This window comes from Pedobacter sp. AC379 (genome assembly GCF_979258145.1).
Window position 1 is genome coordinate 4,034,016 of sequence record NZ_OZ409839.1, and the last position, 17,409, is coordinate 4,051,424.

General features: G+C 37.5%; 15 protein-coding genes. 12 read left to right on the forward strand and 3 right to left on the reverse strand.

Annotated features, from left to right (window positions below):
- The first annotated feature begins 1 nt into the window (after position 1).
- The 7 genes from ACZZZW_RS17560 to ACZZZW_RS17590 all read left to right on the forward strand — a co-directional run bounded on the left by ACZZZW_RS17560 (position 2) and on the right by ACZZZW_RS17590 (position 6,823).
- A complete protein-coding gene (locus tag ACZZZW_RS17560; protein ID WP_463495327.1) occupies positions 2–1,447 on the forward strand; it encodes an arginine deiminase family protein in 1,446 nt (481 codons plus the stop codon).
- Positions 1,448–1,535: 88 nt separating this feature from the next.
- Positions 1,536–2,450: a citrulline utilization hydrolase CtlX gene (ctlX, locus tag ACZZZW_RS17565; RefSeq protein ID WP_463495329.1), complete on the forward strand. Its 915-nt coding sequence runs from the start codon at positions 1,536–1,538 to the stop codon at positions 2,448–2,450.
- Between the two features lie 457 nt (positions 2,451–2,907).
- On the forward strand, positions 2,908–3,486 hold the full coding sequence (locus ACZZZW_RS17570; protein ID WP_463495331.1) for a PhnA domain-containing protein: 579 nt from the start codon (positions 2,908–2,910) through the stop codon (positions 3,484–3,486).
- Positions 3,487–3,839: 353 nt separating this feature from the next.
- Entirely contained in the window at positions 3,840–5,228 is a 1,389-nt protein-coding gene (locus ACZZZW_RS17575) for an arginine decarboxylase (RefSeq protein WP_025146786.1), read from the forward strand.
- A gap of 104 nt (positions 5,229–5,332) precedes the next feature.
- Positions 5,333–5,569: a DUF433 domain-containing protein gene (locus ACZZZW_RS17580; protein ID WP_082458783.1), complete on the forward strand. Its 237-nt coding sequence runs from the start codon at positions 5,333–5,335 to the stop codon at positions 5,567–5,569.
- Positions 5,562–5,915: a DUF5615 family PIN-like protein gene (locus ACZZZW_RS17585; RefSeq protein WP_055910253.1), complete on the forward strand. Its 354-nt coding sequence runs from the start codon at positions 5,562–5,564 to the stop codon at positions 5,913–5,915. Before ACZZZW_RS17580 ends, ACZZZW_RS17585 begins: the two co-directional genes overlap by 8 nt.
- A gap of 11 nt (positions 5,916–5,926) precedes the next feature.
- Positions 5,927–6,823, forward strand: coding sequence for a DUF72 domain-containing protein (locus ACZZZW_RS17590; protein ID WP_463495334.1), 897 nt, complete (start codon positions 5,927–5,929; stop codon positions 6,821–6,823).
- Positions 6,824–6,940: 117 nt separating this feature from the next.
- Here the strand turns inward: ACZZZW_RS17590 and ACZZZW_RS17595 are convergent, their stop codons facing one another.
- Complete coding sequence (locus ACZZZW_RS17595) at positions 6,941–7,438, reverse strand: DUF1579 domain-containing protein (RefSeq protein ID WP_463495336.1); 498 nt, start codon at positions 7,436–7,438, stop codon at positions 6,941–6,943.
- A 98-nt stretch (positions 7,439–7,536) separates the two neighbouring features.
- Between ACZZZW_RS17595 and ACZZZW_RS17600 the strand changes: the two genes are divergently transcribed.
- The 5 genes from ACZZZW_RS17600 (at position 7,537) to ACZZZW_RS17620 (ending at position 14,438) form a co-directional block, all read left to right on the forward strand.
- Positions 7,537–8,250, forward strand: coding sequence for a 3'-5' exonuclease (locus ACZZZW_RS17600; RefSeq protein ID WP_463495338.1), 714 nt, complete (start codon positions 7,537–7,539; stop codon positions 8,248–8,250).
- A complete protein-coding gene (locus ACZZZW_RS17605; RefSeq protein WP_463495340.1) occupies positions 8,250–9,953 on the forward strand; it encodes an ABC transporter ATP-binding protein in 1,704 nt (567 codons plus the stop codon). Before ACZZZW_RS17600 ends, ACZZZW_RS17605 begins: the two co-directional genes overlap by 1 nt.
- Before the next feature lie 80 nt (positions 9,954–10,033).
- Positions 10,034–11,011, forward strand: a complete 978-nt coding sequence (locus ACZZZW_RS17610; protein WP_463495342.1) for a sialidase family protein — start codon at positions 10,034–10,036, stop codon at positions 11,009–11,011.
- A gap of 271 nt (positions 11,012–11,282) precedes the next feature.
- Positions 11,283–13,415, forward strand: a complete 2,133-nt coding sequence (rnr, locus tag ACZZZW_RS17615; protein WP_463495345.1) for a ribonuclease R — start codon at positions 11,283–11,285, stop codon at positions 13,413–13,415.
- A gap of 48 nt (positions 13,416–13,463) precedes the next feature.
- Complete coding sequence (locus ACZZZW_RS17620) at positions 13,464–14,438, forward strand: polyprenyl synthetase family protein (RefSeq protein ID WP_055910224.1); 975 nt, start codon at positions 13,464–13,466, stop codon at positions 14,436–14,438.
- Positions 14,439–14,608: 170 nt separating this feature from the next.
- Here ACZZZW_RS17620 and ACZZZW_RS17625 read toward each other — a convergent pair whose 3' ends face one another.
- Both ACZZZW_RS17625 and ltrA read right to left on the reverse strand, forming a co-directional pair.
- A complete protein-coding gene (locus tag ACZZZW_RS17625; RefSeq protein WP_463495348.1) occupies positions 14,609–15,433 on the reverse strand; it encodes a hypothetical protein in 825 nt (274 codons plus the stop codon).
- A gap of 453 nt (positions 15,434–15,886) precedes the next feature.
- Positions 15,887–17,161 carry a group II intron reverse transcriptase/maturase gene (gene ltrA / locus ACZZZW_RS17630; RefSeq protein WP_463494048.1) on the reverse strand — a complete coding sequence of 425 codons (1,275 nt, stop codon included), beginning with the start codon at positions 17,159–17,161 and terminating at the stop codon, positions 15,887–15,889.
- Positions 17,162–17,409 lie beyond the last annotated feature (248 nt).

The following is a 17,409-nucleotide window of genomic DNA, read 5'->3' on the forward strand; positions in this document are numbered from 1 at the left end:
TATGAGCGAGCAGAACCAAAATTTTAAAGTGAGCGTAAATACCGAAATCGGTCGCTTGCGTAAATTATTGATACACAGTCCGGATAGTGGATTAGGCAAAGTGGTACCTTCTAAAGCGCAGGATTGGCTTTTCGAAGATATTGTACATTTAGATACCATCCGTAAAGGTGAATACGATTATTATATTAAGCTGTTAATGTATTTTCTTGATCCTGATAAGATTAAAGGAAAATTGGCCGAAATAGATTCAGAAGCCTCAGCACGTAATTTTTATAAACCCAATCATCCTGATTTTCATAATTCCAAATCTGTAATCGAGATTCAGAATTTGTTGAGTGAAATGCTGGAGAATGAATCTATCCGCAAAAAACTGGTTGCTGCTGTTTGTGCGATTGAAGGCTGTACTTACAAAGTGCAGTTAGCATTAACCAATACCGATCCAAAGCAATTGGCAGAGATTTTCATCTCAGGTACTTTGGCCAACGATACCATGATTTTTGCGCCGATTCCCAATTTAATTTTTACCAGGGATGTGGGTACAACAATCAATAACCACATCCTGTTAAATAAACCTGCAAAAAAAGCCCGCGTTAGAGAAACGCTTTTAATGCGCTATATTTTCTTCAATCATCCTCTGTTTGAGGGCTATCGCAATAACATTCTTGAAATTCCGGATGTTACCATGCACTTTTTACGGCCGGGAGATGAACCTGCTTTCAGCACCACTTTAGAAGGTGGCGACGTGATGATGGTGAGTCCTAACCATGTGTTGATTGGTTGTAGTGAAAGGACCTCAGAACATGGCGCCAACGAAGCGATAAAATTGTTGTTCGATCAGGATGTGGTAGAAAAAGTTACGGTGGTTAAAATACCAAGCAAACGTGATTATATGCACCTAGACACCGTTTTCACGCAGGTTAAGCGCAATACTTGGGTAATTTTAAATTCTATTGCCCATTCGCCTAAATATAATCCTTACGAGCCCATTAATTTTCTAAAAGAGCCCGAAAAATTGGAAGCTACCACCGCAATTCAATTTACAAAAGCAAACCCACAGGAGCCAAAACACTTCGAACATGTAGAAGCTTTATTGGATGATATTAGTCAGAACGATTTAAAAAGTACCGAACCAACACAAATCATCTATAGCGGAAACAATCAGTTCCCTTACGATTCGCGTGAGCAATGGACAGATTCTTGCAACCTTTTAGCCATTAAAGAAGGTGTTGTTTTAGGTTACGATAGAAATGACAAAACCGTTGAAGCCTTTAAAGCTGCTGGCTTTGATGTAGTGGATGTGAAAGATTTGATTGAGGATTTAGAAAGTGGCAAAGTAAATGCGGAAACCATAACCGATACATTGATTTTAATGCCTTCGGCAGAACTATCGCGTGCCCGTGGTGGTTTTCATTGTATGAGTCTGCCAATTTTAAGAGACAATTTATAAATTTACCCATCGACATACCGAATTTATTTTGGCATATTAATAAAAAAAGTTCCTGAAATGAATTCAGAATGACGCATAAAGAAAAGGAATGCAAACAACCAACCATATCCTCATGATCCGTCCTGTTGATTTTAAATTCAACACACAAACGGCCGGAAATAACAAGTTTCAAATTGCATCTACAGAAACTGATGTGCAAAAAGCGGCTTTACAAGAGTTTGATGCCTTTGTGGATTTATTAAGAAAAAATAATGTTGATGTAACGGTTGTTGATGATACTTTACAACCCGAAACACCTGATTCCATTTTCCCAAACAATTGGGTTTCTTTTCATGATGATGGCTCAGTATATCTTTACCCAATGTTTTCTGAAAACCGCCGCTTAGAGCGAAGGAAAGAAATTCTGGATGGATTAAAAGAAAAATTCGAAGTAAACCACATCAGCGATTTAAGCTTTTACGAACAGCAACACGCTTTTTTAGAAGGTACAGGAAGTATGGTATTGGATCGTACCAATAAAATTGCTTATGCCTGCTTAAGTGTACGCACTGATGAAGAAGTGTTGAACAATTTCTGTATGCTTACCGGATATGAACCGGTGGCTTTTCAAGCCGTTGATGGATCAAATTTCCCAATTTACCACACCAATGTGATGATGTGTATTGGCGATCGCTTTGCGGTTATCTGCCTGGACTCCATTAAAGATCCGGAAGAAAAATTAAATGTAACCATCAGTTTAAAAGGAAGTGGAAAAGAAATCATTGAAATCAGCCTTGAGCAAATGAACAAATTTGCAGGTAATATGCTACAGGTTACCAATGTGGATGATGAAAGTTTATTGGTGATGTCTGAGCAAGCTTATTTATCTTTAAACACCGAACAGATAGCTGCTCTTGACCAATACAGCAGAATTATTTATGCACCACTTTATACCATCGAAAAAAATGGAGGAGGCAGTGCAAGGTGTATGCTAGCTGAGATACATTTGCCGAGTAAATTGTAGCTACAAAAGATTAGCTGGTTAGCCAACAATCATGGGAATGTGTTATTAATGAAATGTTGTAAAGATCAGTCGTTATTTCGACTGGAGCGCAGCGAAATGGAGAAATCTTTGAACTGTATTTATCCCTCGCCATGGTTCGTGTCTCCACGAACCATTTTTAGTTTTGCCACGGAGGCTCGGAGCACACGGAAAATCTAACGCGTTAGCACACTCGCTATTCAACCTCAAATAGCACCGGCCTAATTTAATAAACCTGATCGGAATGAACACGAGTGCAACGAAGTAAAATGAAGAGCAGGACTAACCCCAACCTATAAAACAGGAACCTGCTTTCCAAATAATCAGAAAACAGTCTCTCTCTAATGCCGGCGAAATGACAATCTATATTTACTTCTCCCCTTTTACAATCATCTATTCCGATTAGTTTTATTACTTTCGCCAAAAATCCAGTATCAATATGTCTTTAGCACAAGAATTACAATCCCGTTCGGGCAATAAATGCGAATTATGCACGGCTGAAACCAATTTATCGGTGTACGAAGTACCGCCAACCAGCAATGCCAATAGCGATAACAGCATTTTAGTATGTAAAACCTGCTTAAACCAGATTGAAAAAACCGAACAGCTTAACCCTGAACATTGGAAAATACTAACAGAAACCATGTGGTCGGAATTTGCCCCGGTACAGGTTGTTGCCTGGAGAATGTTGAGCAGATTGAGAAATGAAGGTTGGGCAGCAGATAGTCTGGATATTTTATACCTTGAAGAAGAAACTTTGGATTGGGCTAAAAAAACCGGCGATCACGAGCAAGATGGAACAGTAGAATTTCATCAAGACAGTAACGGAACGCGCTTATTTGAAGGCGATACCGTGGTATTGGTTAAAACCCTTGATGTTAAAGGATCAACTTTGAGCGCTAAGTTGGGTACCGTAGTCAAAAATATCCGTTTGGTTCATGATAATATTGAACAAATTGAAGGTAAGGTTGAAGGACAAACCATTGTAATTTTAACCAAATACCTTCGCAAAGGATAATGTATTATTTTATGATTGATAAGACTGCTCGCTTTTAAACCAAAATAAAAGCACAGTTTTTGCAAAATAAACCTGGATTGGAACGATCATCCCATTCTTATAAGGATACAGTTTAGCGCACGGCCAACCCAAACCCATAAAATAGTGCCTTGCTTTAAAAGCGCTTAACCCTATCCCACACAAGATACTGATCTACAGCTTGTTATTTAAATAAAACCATACATTTCCTTACTAAAACAATTTACCAATATTTTTTGTAGTTAGGCTAAGCGTTTCCTTACAGTAAAAATATTTTTATTAAAGATTAATTCTCGATTTAAAATTACATTTTTGCAAAAATTATTTAAAAGTAAATGCAGAGTTACTCAGAATTTCTTGATCTAAGTGTTGGTTTCCCTCAAGAGGGTTTCGATGTTATAGATGATGAGTTATATTTTCAGGATTTAAACCTGATGGAAATGATCGAAACTTACGGTACTCCCCTACGTTTCACGTACTTACCAATGGTGAGTAAGAAGATTCAGCAGGCGAAGATTCTTTTCCAGACCGCTATTTTAAAGAACAATTATCGTGGCGATTACAAATATTGCTACTGTACAAAAAGCTCGCATTTTAAGCATATTGTAGAAGAAGCTTTAAAAAACAACATCCACTTAGAAACTTCTTCGGCTTTTGATATGCCAATGGTTGATGCCTTGGAGAAAAAAGGTGTGTTAACGAAAGATACCACCATTATTTGTAACGGCTTTAAAACCTATCAGTACAAACAATATATCATTGATATGTTGCATGATGGTTATACCAATATTATCCCGGTTTTAGACAATAAAGAAGAGTTTAATCTTTTTGATGATGAGGTTGATATTGATACCCCTTGTAACCTAGGTATCCGCATTGCTGCTGAGGAGCAGCCTGATTCGCAGTTTTATACTTCGCGTTTAGGTGTGCGTATGGAAGATATTATTGATTTTTACAATAACAAAATCGTTCATAATCCTAATTTCAGGGTTAAATTATTACACTTTTTCATCAACTCAGGAATTACAGATTCTCCCTACTATTGGAATGAGTTAGAAAAATATGTAACACTTTATTGCAAGTTCAAAAAAATCAATCCTGATTTAGATACCCTGGATATCGGTGGTGGAATGCCATTTAAAGATTCGCTGGTATTCGATTTCGATTACGAATATATGGTAAACGAAATTGTAAAAAGGATTAAAGAAATCTGCGCCATCCACGAAGTAATGGAGCCAGATATTATTACTGAATTTGGTAAATATACGGTTGCTGAGGCTTCTGGTATCCTTTACAAAGTATTGGGCCGTAAACAGCAGAATGACCGTGAGCGTTGGTTAATGTTGGATGGTTCTTTTATTACAAATTTACCTGATGTTTGGGCACTAAACCAAAAATACATTTTATTACCAATCAATAACTGGGATGCTGAATATGAGCGGGTTAACTTAGGTGGAATAACCTGTGATGGACAGGATTATTACAACCAGGAAGCACATATGAACAGCGTATTTATGCCTAAAACACGTAAAGTTCAGTATTTAGGATTTTTCCATACCGGGGCTTACCAGGAGGTACTAAGCGGTTATGGTGGTATTCACCACTGTTTATTGCCAAGCCCGAAACATGTTTTGATCCGCAGAAACCGTGATGAAAGTTTCAATTTTGAGGTTTTTGGAGAAGAACAAAACAGCAAGCAAGTATTGAAGATTCTGGGTTACTAAATCAGTCGCAGTTCAATCTGAGATACACAAAAAATAAAGTCAAACATTACAAAACATACAAATACCCCGGTTTTTTTACTGGGGTATTTTTTTTATATTTGAGTATGGCACATGAACAAATTAAGTTATTCGATCGGATCATTGCAACAGATGGTTTGATGGGAGGAAGACCTACCGTACGTGGGTTAAGATTCCCAGTTTCTGATGTACTGGAATTATTGGCAAGCGGCATGAGTGAAGATCAAATATTAGAGGAACATCCCATCCTCGAGAAAGAAGATATTAGAGCGGTTCTCTTGTATAGCGCACAAAAAGTAAATGAGGATTTAATGTATGAATAATTGGGAAATTTGGACCGACACCAATATATCCCCTATTATTGCCAAATGGCTTTCAGAATACACAAATTTTAAAACCAAATCTTCTTTTAGTCTAAACTTACATTCGGTAGATGACTTTACCATTTTTAGAATGGCTCAAATAAAAAAGAATGTTATAATTATATCCAAGGATTCAGATTTTAAAGAATTAATCGATTGGTTTGGTGCTCCTCCCAAGCTTATTCTTATTAAATTCGGCAATTGTTCAAATAAACTTTTTTGGCAAAAATTAGAACCAAAGATTAATTCAGCATTAGAAGTTCTTTTAAATAAAAAAGAGGAAGTAAATGTAATAAGTATCACTTAATAAATTTTTAAATGCAATTCGGTAAAGTAGACGACCCTTCGATTATAGATTATACCCTCCCTGCGGATGCTCCTGAAATGGAAGCAGTTTTGGCAGCAAATAAACCAAAACAATCCTTTAAAGCTTATGTAGGCTGTGCAAAATGGAATAAGGCCGACTTGAAAGGTTTTTATCCAAAAGGAACAAAAGATGAATTAACTTATTATTCTACACAATTTAATTCGATTGAGCTCAATGCTACATTTTATGGAATGCCAACGAGCGAGCAAGTAATTACCTGGACGCAAAAAACACCGGCAGATTTTAAGTTTTTCCCAAAACTGACCAATACCATCAGTCACTTTAAAAGATTAATCAACGTTAAAGAACCTGTAGAACAATATTGCGATGCCATCAGTAATTTTGAAGATAAATTAGGAATGGCTTTTCTTCAATTGCATGATAATTTTAAACCCAAAGATTTCGAAAGGTTAAAAATTGTAATTAATGAGTTCCCGAAAGTAATTCCTTTAGGGGTTGAAGTCAGAAATACCGAATGGTTTTCAAACCCTGCTATTGCCAATGAATTTGCACATTTATTTCAGGAAAATGGCATTTCAAATATCATTGTTGATACTGCTGGCCGAAGAGATATGCTCCACATGCGTTTAACTACCCCAACAGCTTTTGTGCGCTTTGTAGGTGCGAATGATGATGAAATTGATAAAAAACGTTTAAACGACTGGATTGAAAGAATTGTAATTTGGAAAGAACAAGGTTTACAAAACCTATATTTCTTTGTACACCAGAATGTTGAGCTTTCCTCACCCTTGTTTTCTGCTTATTTTACAGAGAAATTGAATAAAGCTGTTGGAACAGATTTAAAAATTCCGGTTATGGCAAATCAGGCTTCACCAAGCTTATTTTAGTTTTATTTATGGTCCGTCATTCTCGCGTATGCGGGAATCTTAATACACCTTACACGAGCTATTAAGATTCCCAATTAACCCGATAGCTATCGGGCTGGGAATGACGACTTCTCTAAATTATTTTCTCTTGTAAACCGTTTCTGTAGCTTTTGCTTCTTCACCTTCCGGAGAAACATTAAAGGCGGTTAATATAAACTCATTATCTGCAATAATTTCCAAAGTTGTTCTCCAGCCCCAAAGCTGCTCACCATATTCCGGATTGCCGTATTCGCCAAAAACAGAAAAACCTTTCGTTATAGCTTCACCGCTCGAAAGCATAATTTGCGTACACATGTGGAAACTATCTATCCAACTTGTTGTAAATCTTTGGTAAGGAATATCGAAACCGATAATCATTTTGCCTTCAAAAGCTTTTCCCTTTAAACTTCCCTGGTAATCTAGAGAAATAAAACGGTTACCCAAAATTGAAGTAATTTTTGCTTCAACTGGAGATTCATCTGCGAGCACATCCTTTTCGAACCAGGTTTTGGTTGTCCCATTCCAGGTGCCTATCAAACTTTGAAGCTGTTGGTGAGCGCCGTCTGCTAAAGATTGCTCAAATTTACTTTTCGCCATAATCCAAACTTATAAAATTTAAGTTGTAATGTTTAATTGTTTGCATAGGAGATTTTGAAATCAAAATTGTAAATTGTTAACAGAAACCTATTTATATTATGCTAAAGGCGTTAGATCTCAATCAGGTTATGGTTATCGATATCGAAACTGTACCACAATACCCATCTTATCAAGATGTACCTCCCCAATTTCAAGAACTTTGGGATCAAAAAATGCATTATCAGCGAAATTCTGAACAAACGGCAGAAGAGTTTTACGAAAAAGCCGGAATAATGGCTGAATTTGGAAAGATCATCTGCATCAGCATGGGGATTTACAATGAAAACGAAAAATCAAGTACTTTGAGAATCAAATCCTTATTTGGTGACGATGAAAAGGAAATATTGCAACAATTTTCATCTTTATTAAGTAAACAGATACCAACTTTAATGTTTTGTGCACACAATGGAAAGGAATTCGATTTCCCCTATATTTGCCGCAGGTTACTCGTAAATGGAATTGACATACCTGTTCAGCTACAACTTTCGGGTAAAAAACCTTGGGAAGTAAATCATATTGATACGATGGAACTCTGGAAATTTGGCGATTACAAACATTTTACCTCTTTAAATTTATTGGCAGCAATTTTAAACATTCCCACACCTAAAGATGACATTAATGGCGCTCAGGTAAGGCAGGTTTATTATGAAGAAAAAAATCTCGATCGGATTGTTACCTATTGCCAGAAAGATGTAATTACTACCGCCCAGGTACTGTTAAAATTTAAAGGTATGGATGTTATTCCAGCAGAAAACATTACAATTGTAGCCTAATGTTAAACGTTGCGCATTTAAATATCGATTTTTATAACCAATATGAGAAAACTTGGTTTAAAGCTGTAAAACAGATTAGTTTTAATGTAAAAAAAGGAACTGTTTTAGGTATTGTTGGCGAATCAGGCTCCGGGAAGTCAGTTACCTCTTTCTCCATTATGCGTTTACATGATGAAAAATCGGCAAAAATCACCGGAGATATCGATTTTGAAGACATTAGTTTGCTCAATCTCAGCTCAAACGAAATCCGTCAGATCAGGGGAAATCAGATTTCAATGATTTTCCAGGAACCTATGACTTCTCTAAATCCAGTTTTTACTTGTGGTGAACAGGTGGCTGAAGCCATTATGCTGCATCAAAAAGTGGATAAGACTGAGGCAAAAAAACATACCATCGCACTTTTTAACGAAGTGCAGTTACCACGACCAGAAAAAATTTTCGACAGTTACCCTCACCAAATATCAGGCGGACAAAAGCAAAGGGTAATGATTGCCATGGCATTAAGTTGCGATCCAAAATTATTAATCGCCGACGAACCTACAACAGCTTTAGACGTTACTGTTCAGAAAACAATTTTACAGCTCCTGTTAAAACTGAAACAGGAACGGAATATGGCAATGATTTTTATTTCTCACGATTTGGGGGTAGTAAATGAAATTGCCGATGAAGTTGCCGTAATGTACAAAGGTGAAATTGTAGAACAAGGACCAGCAAAATCAATTTTCGAAAACCCTCAACATCCATATACCAAAGGTTTACTCGCCTGCAGGCCCTCCCCTAACTTACAATTAAAGAAATTGCCTATCGTGGCTGATTTCCTCACCGGAAAGATTGAAGATGCTTCAGCACATTTACAAGCAGAAAATCAATTAACTACAACTGAGATTGAAGCGCGAAGGGAGAAATTGTATGCACAACAACCTTTGCTCCAGATTAAGAATTTATGTACCTGGTATCCCATAAACCAAGGTATATTTGGCAAAACAACTGATTATGTTAAAGCTGTTGATAATTTAAATTTCGAAGTATTTCCTGGCGAGACTTTAGGTTTGGTTGGTGAATCTGGCTGTGGTAAAACTACGCTGGGGCGTACCATTTTAAGATTGATCCAGCCAACATCTGGCGAAATCATATTCAATGGAGATGATATTACGCACATTTCAAAAAATGATCTGCGAAAATTAAGGAAAAACATTCAAATCATTTTTCAGGATCCCTACGCCTCGCTAAATCCTAAATTAAGTATTGGTCAATCGATATTAGAACCCTTACAAGTTCATAAACTACACCACAACGATGCAGAACGTAAACAAAAGGTGTTGGAATTGTTGGATAAAGTAGGTTTAAAAGCTGAACATTATAACCGGTATCCACATGAGTTTAGTGGCGGGCAACGACAGCGGGTAGTAATTGCCAGGGCTTTGGCTTTAAAACCTAAATTTATCATCTGTGATGAATCCGTATCCGCCCTGGATGTTTCCGTTCAGGCACAGGTTTTAAACCTAATTAAGGATCTTCAGCGTGAATTTGGACTTACCTATATTTTCATTTCTCATGATTTAGCCGTTGTAAAACATATTTCAGATCGGATATTGGTTATGAATAAAGGAAAAATTGAAGAAGAAGGTTTTCCTGAACAGATATTCTATAGCCCAAAAGCAGAATATACCAAAAAATTAATCGCCGCCATTCCTGGAAATTAATAGCTATGCCTAAGCAAAAAATATTTTTGTCAATCATACTCTTTTTACTTTGTTTTAACTGCATTGCTCAACAAAATACGTTGGTTACAATTATAAAAAGAGAAAATATTTTTGAGCATGCACCATTTGAAGCCTGCCATGCCTCTACACTTTGCGAGCTGAAAAAAGGCACAATAATGGCTGCCTGGTTTGGCGGAAAACATGAAGGAAGTAACGATGTTGCAATTTGGATAGCAACACAAGAACATGGCAAGTGGAGTACACCCATTAAAATTGCCACAGGCATAACAAGCGATAGCCTTCCGATAGCCTGCTGGAACCCTGTATTGTTTAAAACCAGAAACGGAACTTTATTTTTACATTATAAAGTTGGTGCAAACCCCAGGGCATGGTGGGCAGAATATAAAATATCAAATAATGAAGGCAAAACCTGGTCGGCTGCTAAAAAGCTTCCTCAGGGGTTTTTAGGTCCGATAAAAAATAAACCTGTTCAGCTTAAAAACGGAACAATTCTATATCCCTCAAGCACCGAGAGTTTAGATGAAAAAACATGGAAAATTCACATTGAAAAATCTGATAGTGATGTAAAAAACTGGAAGAAAATTGAAATCAATTGTGATACTTTCGGAGTAATACAACCCTCTATTTTATCTTATCCTAACGGAAAATTACAGTTGTTATGTAGAAGCAGGCAAAATGTAATTGTAGAAAGCTGGTCGGAAGATAATGGCGAAAACTGGTCTAAACTAAGTGCCACAACATTGCCAAATCCAAATTCAGGAAGCGATGCAGTTACTTTAACGGATGGAAGGCAATTATTGATTTACAACCCTTTAACATCAGGAAAAAATTGGTGGGAAGGCAGATCAATTTTGAAATTAACTATTTCTGCAGATGGAAAAAATTGGCAGGACATTTACACTTTGGAAAAGCACGACAAAGGTGAATACAGCTACCCAGCAATTATTCAGGACAAAAAAGGAAACATACATTTAACCTACACAGCAGAAAGAAAAAAAATTAATTATGCTGAGATTAAGTTAAGCACGGCTTTGTAGCTTATAAGATACGATTGACCGGAAATAGGGTTAAAAATGAAATTTTATTTATTTTTTAATGGTTGTTGGTCAATAGTTATTAGTGAGATCGCTAGCTTCACTGTTATTGAAAATGAATTATGAAACATAAAACCGTCGGAAATTTCAAATACCAATCCACAAATAGACGATAAACAGATGAACTAAAAACCATCATTCATTTTACATATTGTCTGCTATATTTTCCATCCTGAGCATCTTTTCTGTATCTTCGGTAAATTCAGTTTAGCATATGGCAAAGAAAAAATCGGCAAATATAAAATTGGTTCTGAATCAATTGGTTAGTGATGTTTTTGAAAAAAACAATAATCAGCTGCTTAATTACAAGCAGGTTTCGGCGAAATTAAATTTGAACGATCAGGAATCTAGAGAAACGATTCTGGAAATCTTAAAAGAGGGAAAAGGTGCAGGAATTTTCTTAGAGCCTGAAAAAGGTAAATTTAAACTTAAAGAACTTCAAAACTTCATAATCGGAACGGTTGATATGACTGCTGATGGTTCCGCATACATTGTACCCGAAGATGAATTTGAGAAAGATATATTCGTTGCCCCACGTAAGCTTAAAAATGCTTTACACGGCGACACTGTAAAGGCTTATGTTTTCGCGAAGAAAAGCGGCCGTAAAAATGACGGTGAAGTTGTTGAAATTATAAAAAGAGCCAAATCAGATTTCACCGGTGTAATTAAAATATCTGATCGTTTTGCTTTTGTAATTGCAGACGATAAAAAAATGATGCACGATATTTTTGTCCCTCTGGCCGATACCCATGATGCAAAAAACGGTCAACGCGTATTGGTAACCTTATCAGATTGGCCCGAAAGTGCTAAAAATCCAATAGGAATTGTTAAACACGTGTTGGGCAACCAGGGTGAGAATAATACCGAAATGAATGCAATTTTAGCACAATATGGTTTTCCACTCGAATTTCCTCCACAGGTAGAACGTGAAGCAAATGCCATTCCTGAAGAAATTCCTTCATCAGAAATTGCCAAAAGAAAAGATTTTAGAAATGTATTAACCTTTACGATAGATCCGGCTGATGCGAAAGATTTCGATGACGCCATCTCTTATCAAAAACTTCCTAACGGAAATCATGAAATCGGAGTACATATTGCTGATGTTTCACACTATGTAATTCAGGGAACTGAATTGGATAAAGAAGCGTACAGTCGTGCCACTTCTGTTTACCTGGTAGATCGTGTAATTCCGATGTTGCCCGAACGCTTAAGTAATGGTGTATGTTCATTACGTCCTCACGAAGACAAATTGTGCTTTGCAGCAGTTTTCGAACTGGATGAGCAAGCCAATATTCAATCCGAATGGTATGGAAGAACCGTTATCCATTCAGACAGGAGGTTCAGTTATGAAGAAGCACAGAAAGTAATCGAAAACAAGGCTGGAGACTACGCTCAGGAGATTTTAAAACTGAATGAGTTGGCTTATATTCTGCGCGACCGTAAATTTAAAAATGGTGCCATCAGTTTCGAAAGTACCGAAGTAAAATTCAAATTAGACGAATCTGGGAAACCAATAGGTGTATATGTTAAAGAACGTAAAGATGCGCATAAACTCATCGAAGATTATATGCTTTTGGCCAATCGGAAAGTAGCTGAATTTATTGCCAAGAAAACTAAAGGAAAAGATAAATTAACTTTTGTTTATCGGGTACACGATTCGCCAAACATGGAAACCTTAAATACCTTTGCAACTTTTGCTTCCCGTTTCGGTTACAAAATCAACACAAAATCAGACAGAGAAATTGCCAAATCTTTAAATAATTTAATGGCTGATGTTGAAGGAAAAAAAGAACAAAATATTCTAACATCACTTGCGATCCGCTCAATGGCAAAAGCCATATATTCAACTAAAAAAACCAGTCATTATGGCCTGGCATTCGAATATTATACCCACTTTACTTCCCCTATCCGTCGTTATCCCGATGTAATGGCACACAGGCTTTTACAAACTTATTTGGATGGCGGCAAATCAGCTGATATGGAATTTTACGAAGTAGCCTGTGTACATTCATCAGCGATGGAAAAAAGAGCTGCAGATGCAGAACGCGCTTCAATTAAATACAAACAGGCCGAATACTTAGAAAACAATATCGGTACCGAATATAAAGGCATTATTTCAGGTGTTACTGAATGGGGCATGTATGTAGAAATCGAAGAGAACAAATGCGAAGGAATGATCCGTTTAAGGGATATATCTGACGATTTTTATGTACTCGATGAGAAAAATTACTGTATTGTTGGTCAGCGTAAAAAGAAAAAGTACCAATTGGGAGACGAAGTGATGATTAGGGTGAAAAAAGTAGATCTTTCTAAACGGCAAATCGATTTCACCTTAATTCCAGATTAAAAAATATAAAATTGTGTCTTAAACACAGTGTTTTCGCAATAATTAAAAATGCATACTACAGAGCAATTACAACAAATTTTAGATACTGCAATACAAAATTTAAAGTTTCCGGATCACCCAAAACAGCTTTACGATCCGATTACTTACATTATCAACCTTGGTGGCAAACGTGTTAGGCCACTCCTGGTTTTGATGGCAACAGAATTGTTTGGAGAAGATGCAAATGAATCAATCCACGCTGCAATGGCCATTGAGGTTTTTCATAACTTCACACTGGTTCACGACGACATTATGGACAATGCACCACTGCGCAGAGGCAAAGCTACTGTACACGAAAAATGGAGCACAAATATTGCCATTTTAAGTGGTGATGTAATGATGGTTGAAGCGAACAAAAACCTCGCAAAAGTTAATTCTGCATTCTTAGGTCCTGTATTAAACACATTTAATGCAACTGCGCAAGGTGTTTGCGAAGGCCAGCAACTGGATATGGAGTTTGAAGGCCGCGATGACGTAAGTATTGAAGAATACATCAACATGATCAGGTTAAAAACGGCTGTTCTCTTAGGTGGCGCGTTAAAGCTTGGAGCAATCATCGCTGGTGCATCAGAAAAAGATGCAGATTTAATTTATCAGTTTGGCGAAAATATTGGTATTGCTTTTCAATTACAGGATGATATTTTAGATGTTTACGCTGATCCTGAAAAATTCGGGAAACAGGTTGGTGGCGATATTATTGCCAATAAAAAAACATTTCTTTTATTAAAAGCCTTTGAACTTGCCGATGGAGAAACCAGGGCTTCATTAGATACCTGGACGGCATATAAAGAATTTAACTCACAAGAAAAAATAGATACTGTACGCCAGGTATACGATACTTTGGACATTCAGGATATTGCCAAAGAAAGCATGAACAATTACCTTAACAAAGCTTTGGCCGTATTTGCACAGATTAATGTGAGTGATGAAAAAAAATCAAATCTATTAACGCTTACAGAGCAATTAATGGCCAGGGAGTATTAATTAAGGAGAGTTGTCAACTTCTATAGCCAAACCGCCATAAAGTTGACAACTCTGTATTTCCTTTTACACTTCAGCCTGAATTTGTTGATTAATTTTACGTTAAAATTTAAAGATATTTGCTTCAAATAGCTCATAATGAATTATTTACACATAACTTTAAAATCAGTAAGTTAAGCCTTTACTAACTTATACTTTATCCAAAAATCAGAAGTTTTTGCTGCCGATTCACCACCGTCCGATGGTCGCTGACCTCCACCTCCCATTCTTCCACCGCCGCCCATACCGCCCATACCTCCGCTACCCATTCCGCCTCTACCACCTGATCTCCCTCTGCTATTGCCATCACCTCCAGGTTTACCTTCTCTCTTAAAGCCAGATTTATTTGGTTCATTAATTTTTATATTATAAACCAAAGCTTTTTTAAGATTTAAACCTACCTGTAATTGTGCTAATGGAATGCTCAACTCGTAAATGAGGTCTCTATTGGGATGAATGCTCATTCCAGTTTCTAATCCAACTTGGTTTGTAGCTGGCAACTCACCATCGGGTATATTTTTAAATCCCGAAACTCGAATGCTTTTATTCATCGCTACAGGATCGTGTGTTGCTCCGTCAGGCAATAGAGGCGCATGGTGTCCTTCTCCTTCTGTTGGCATTGGAGGCCTATCCATTAAAGGAAAAGTCAACTTCATTCCATCCTTTTTCTTGCCTTCAGTATTGATGTTAAGCGTAATTCCGCCTCTTAATATGCTAAAAGTGGTTTGTGGGTCTAGCGATTCGATAATGATGTATAGATTTTTATCATCGTTTGCAAGGGCAAAAGCAAGTTTAGTAGCATCATTGTATTGATTAAGCGGCTCGTTCCATTCATTTGATACGCCATCGGCTTTGAAAAGTTTAACCATCCGGATATTTTCTTCTACATCTTGTGCTCGAACCGAAAGACCACCCAGTATAATAGAAAAAACAGCTAAATAGAGTATTTTAAAATTCATTGTAATTTAATTTATATGCGAATGTATCGCGATGAATTGTTAAAATTTGTTATTTAACAGGCTTTAACAATTATGTAGAAATTGAGTGGAAGATTAGTCAAGGAAATCACTTGCAAATAAGTTTTGATTTTGGCATTCAAAAATTGTCTTCCTGAATCCTAAGCGCAATCGTCTTCCTGAATCCTATGAGCAATCATCTTCCTGAACTTGTTTCAGGATCTCTAATTTGAGTAGTTTTTGTAAATAGTTGCTGAAATAAATTCAGCATGACGCGTATCTGGCAATCTAAGTACGGAATTCGTTATGAGACAATTACGTAACGTTAAACCTAATCGAAAAGAATTTGAAAATCGACCAAACAAAAAAAAACTATAATCGAGTAAGAAGCAGGGAATTAGTTTCCCTGCTGTCTCCTCACACCACCGTACGTACCGTTCGGTATACGGCGGTTTGTTAGAATAACTTCGTTTGGTGTGTCGTTTTCCAATAGTAATAATTGGTAAATCCATCAAGTCCATGCCTCAAAAAGAACTTCTTGTCAAGGGTTGTAAGTAATATCGGGCTGTTTGCAGTCCTACAGTACCCCTTACGGGTATTGGCCAATTGATAGGCCCTTGGTTTTACCAACCCCATCTTCATTAAATTCCGCGCTCTACCCGTTATACTCTTCCATTGCTTCCAAAGAACAATCCGCAGTCTGGTCCTCATCAACTCGTCCAGTCTGGTCATATGACTCTTTGCTTCTGCAATAGAGAAATAATTAACCCAACCATGAATGATTTCCTTAAGCGTTAATATTCTTTCTTGGAATGGAACTGGTTGGCTACGTTTAGTTTGCTCCCGGATTTTCTCCTTGATCGCTCTTAGAGATTTGGATGAAATTCGCATCTTCCATCCCTCTTTGCTACCATAGAATGAAAACCCGAGCAGACTACTTTGGCTTGGCCTGCTAACCTTACTTTTCTCCCTGTTAACCTTCAGTTTCAGGCAGTCTTCCAGATATACTGAAATACTTCTCATTACCCGGTGTCCTGATTTCCTGCTTCTTAGATAGATACTGCAATCATCAGCATATCGCACGAACCTGTGCCCACGCTCCTCGAGCTTAACATCGAGTTCGTGAAGGATAACATTTGATAGTAACGGACTTAATGGACTGCCTTGTGGCGTTCCTTCTTTTCTTGGGCTGACCAATCCATTCTCCATGATCCCCACACTCAAATAAAGACGAATAAGCTTCAATGTCCGCTTATCCTTTATCTTTACTGACAGCAGATGCATAAGTTTATCATGGTTTACCCGGTCAAAAAATTTGTCCAGGTCAAGTTCCACAATCCAGGTGTAACCTGTGTTAAGATATTCCTGAGCCTTTAACACTGCCTGATGGGCATTGCGATCTGGCCGGAAACCATAACTATCAGAGGAAAAGTCGCCCTCGTACTTGGGGCTCAGCCATTGAGAGATGGCCTGCTGGATCAACCGGTCAATGACCGTTGGGATGCCAAGCATCCTCTTACCACCACTGCCTTTGGGTATCTCTACCTTTCTTACAGCGTTCGGTCGGTAATGGCCTGATAAAATATCACTCCGTAATGCCTGCCAGTTAGCATTCAGGTAGTCGCGAAGTTCATCGGTCTGCATACCATCAATACCACCAGCACCCTTATTGGCAGTAACCTGCCTAAAGGCTCTTTGTACATTTCGGATGTCTAATATTTCTTCAAGCATAATACTAAAAAAAAAACTCCTTCCCAGGCATTGTGTACATTGGTTGCACGGCTCGGCTCAGCTCCTCTTATAATTTACTCTCGGATTCCGTCCTACCCTCATATAAGCAGTTCTCTAATGTGGTTCCGCTGTAAACGCTCTGCCATAAACTTCCTGTTTCCTTTGCCATCCTAACATTTGGTCCTTTCTGCATCCGAAAAATGCAGTACTACGACCGCTGCTGACTTCTGATTGAGGCATTTAACATC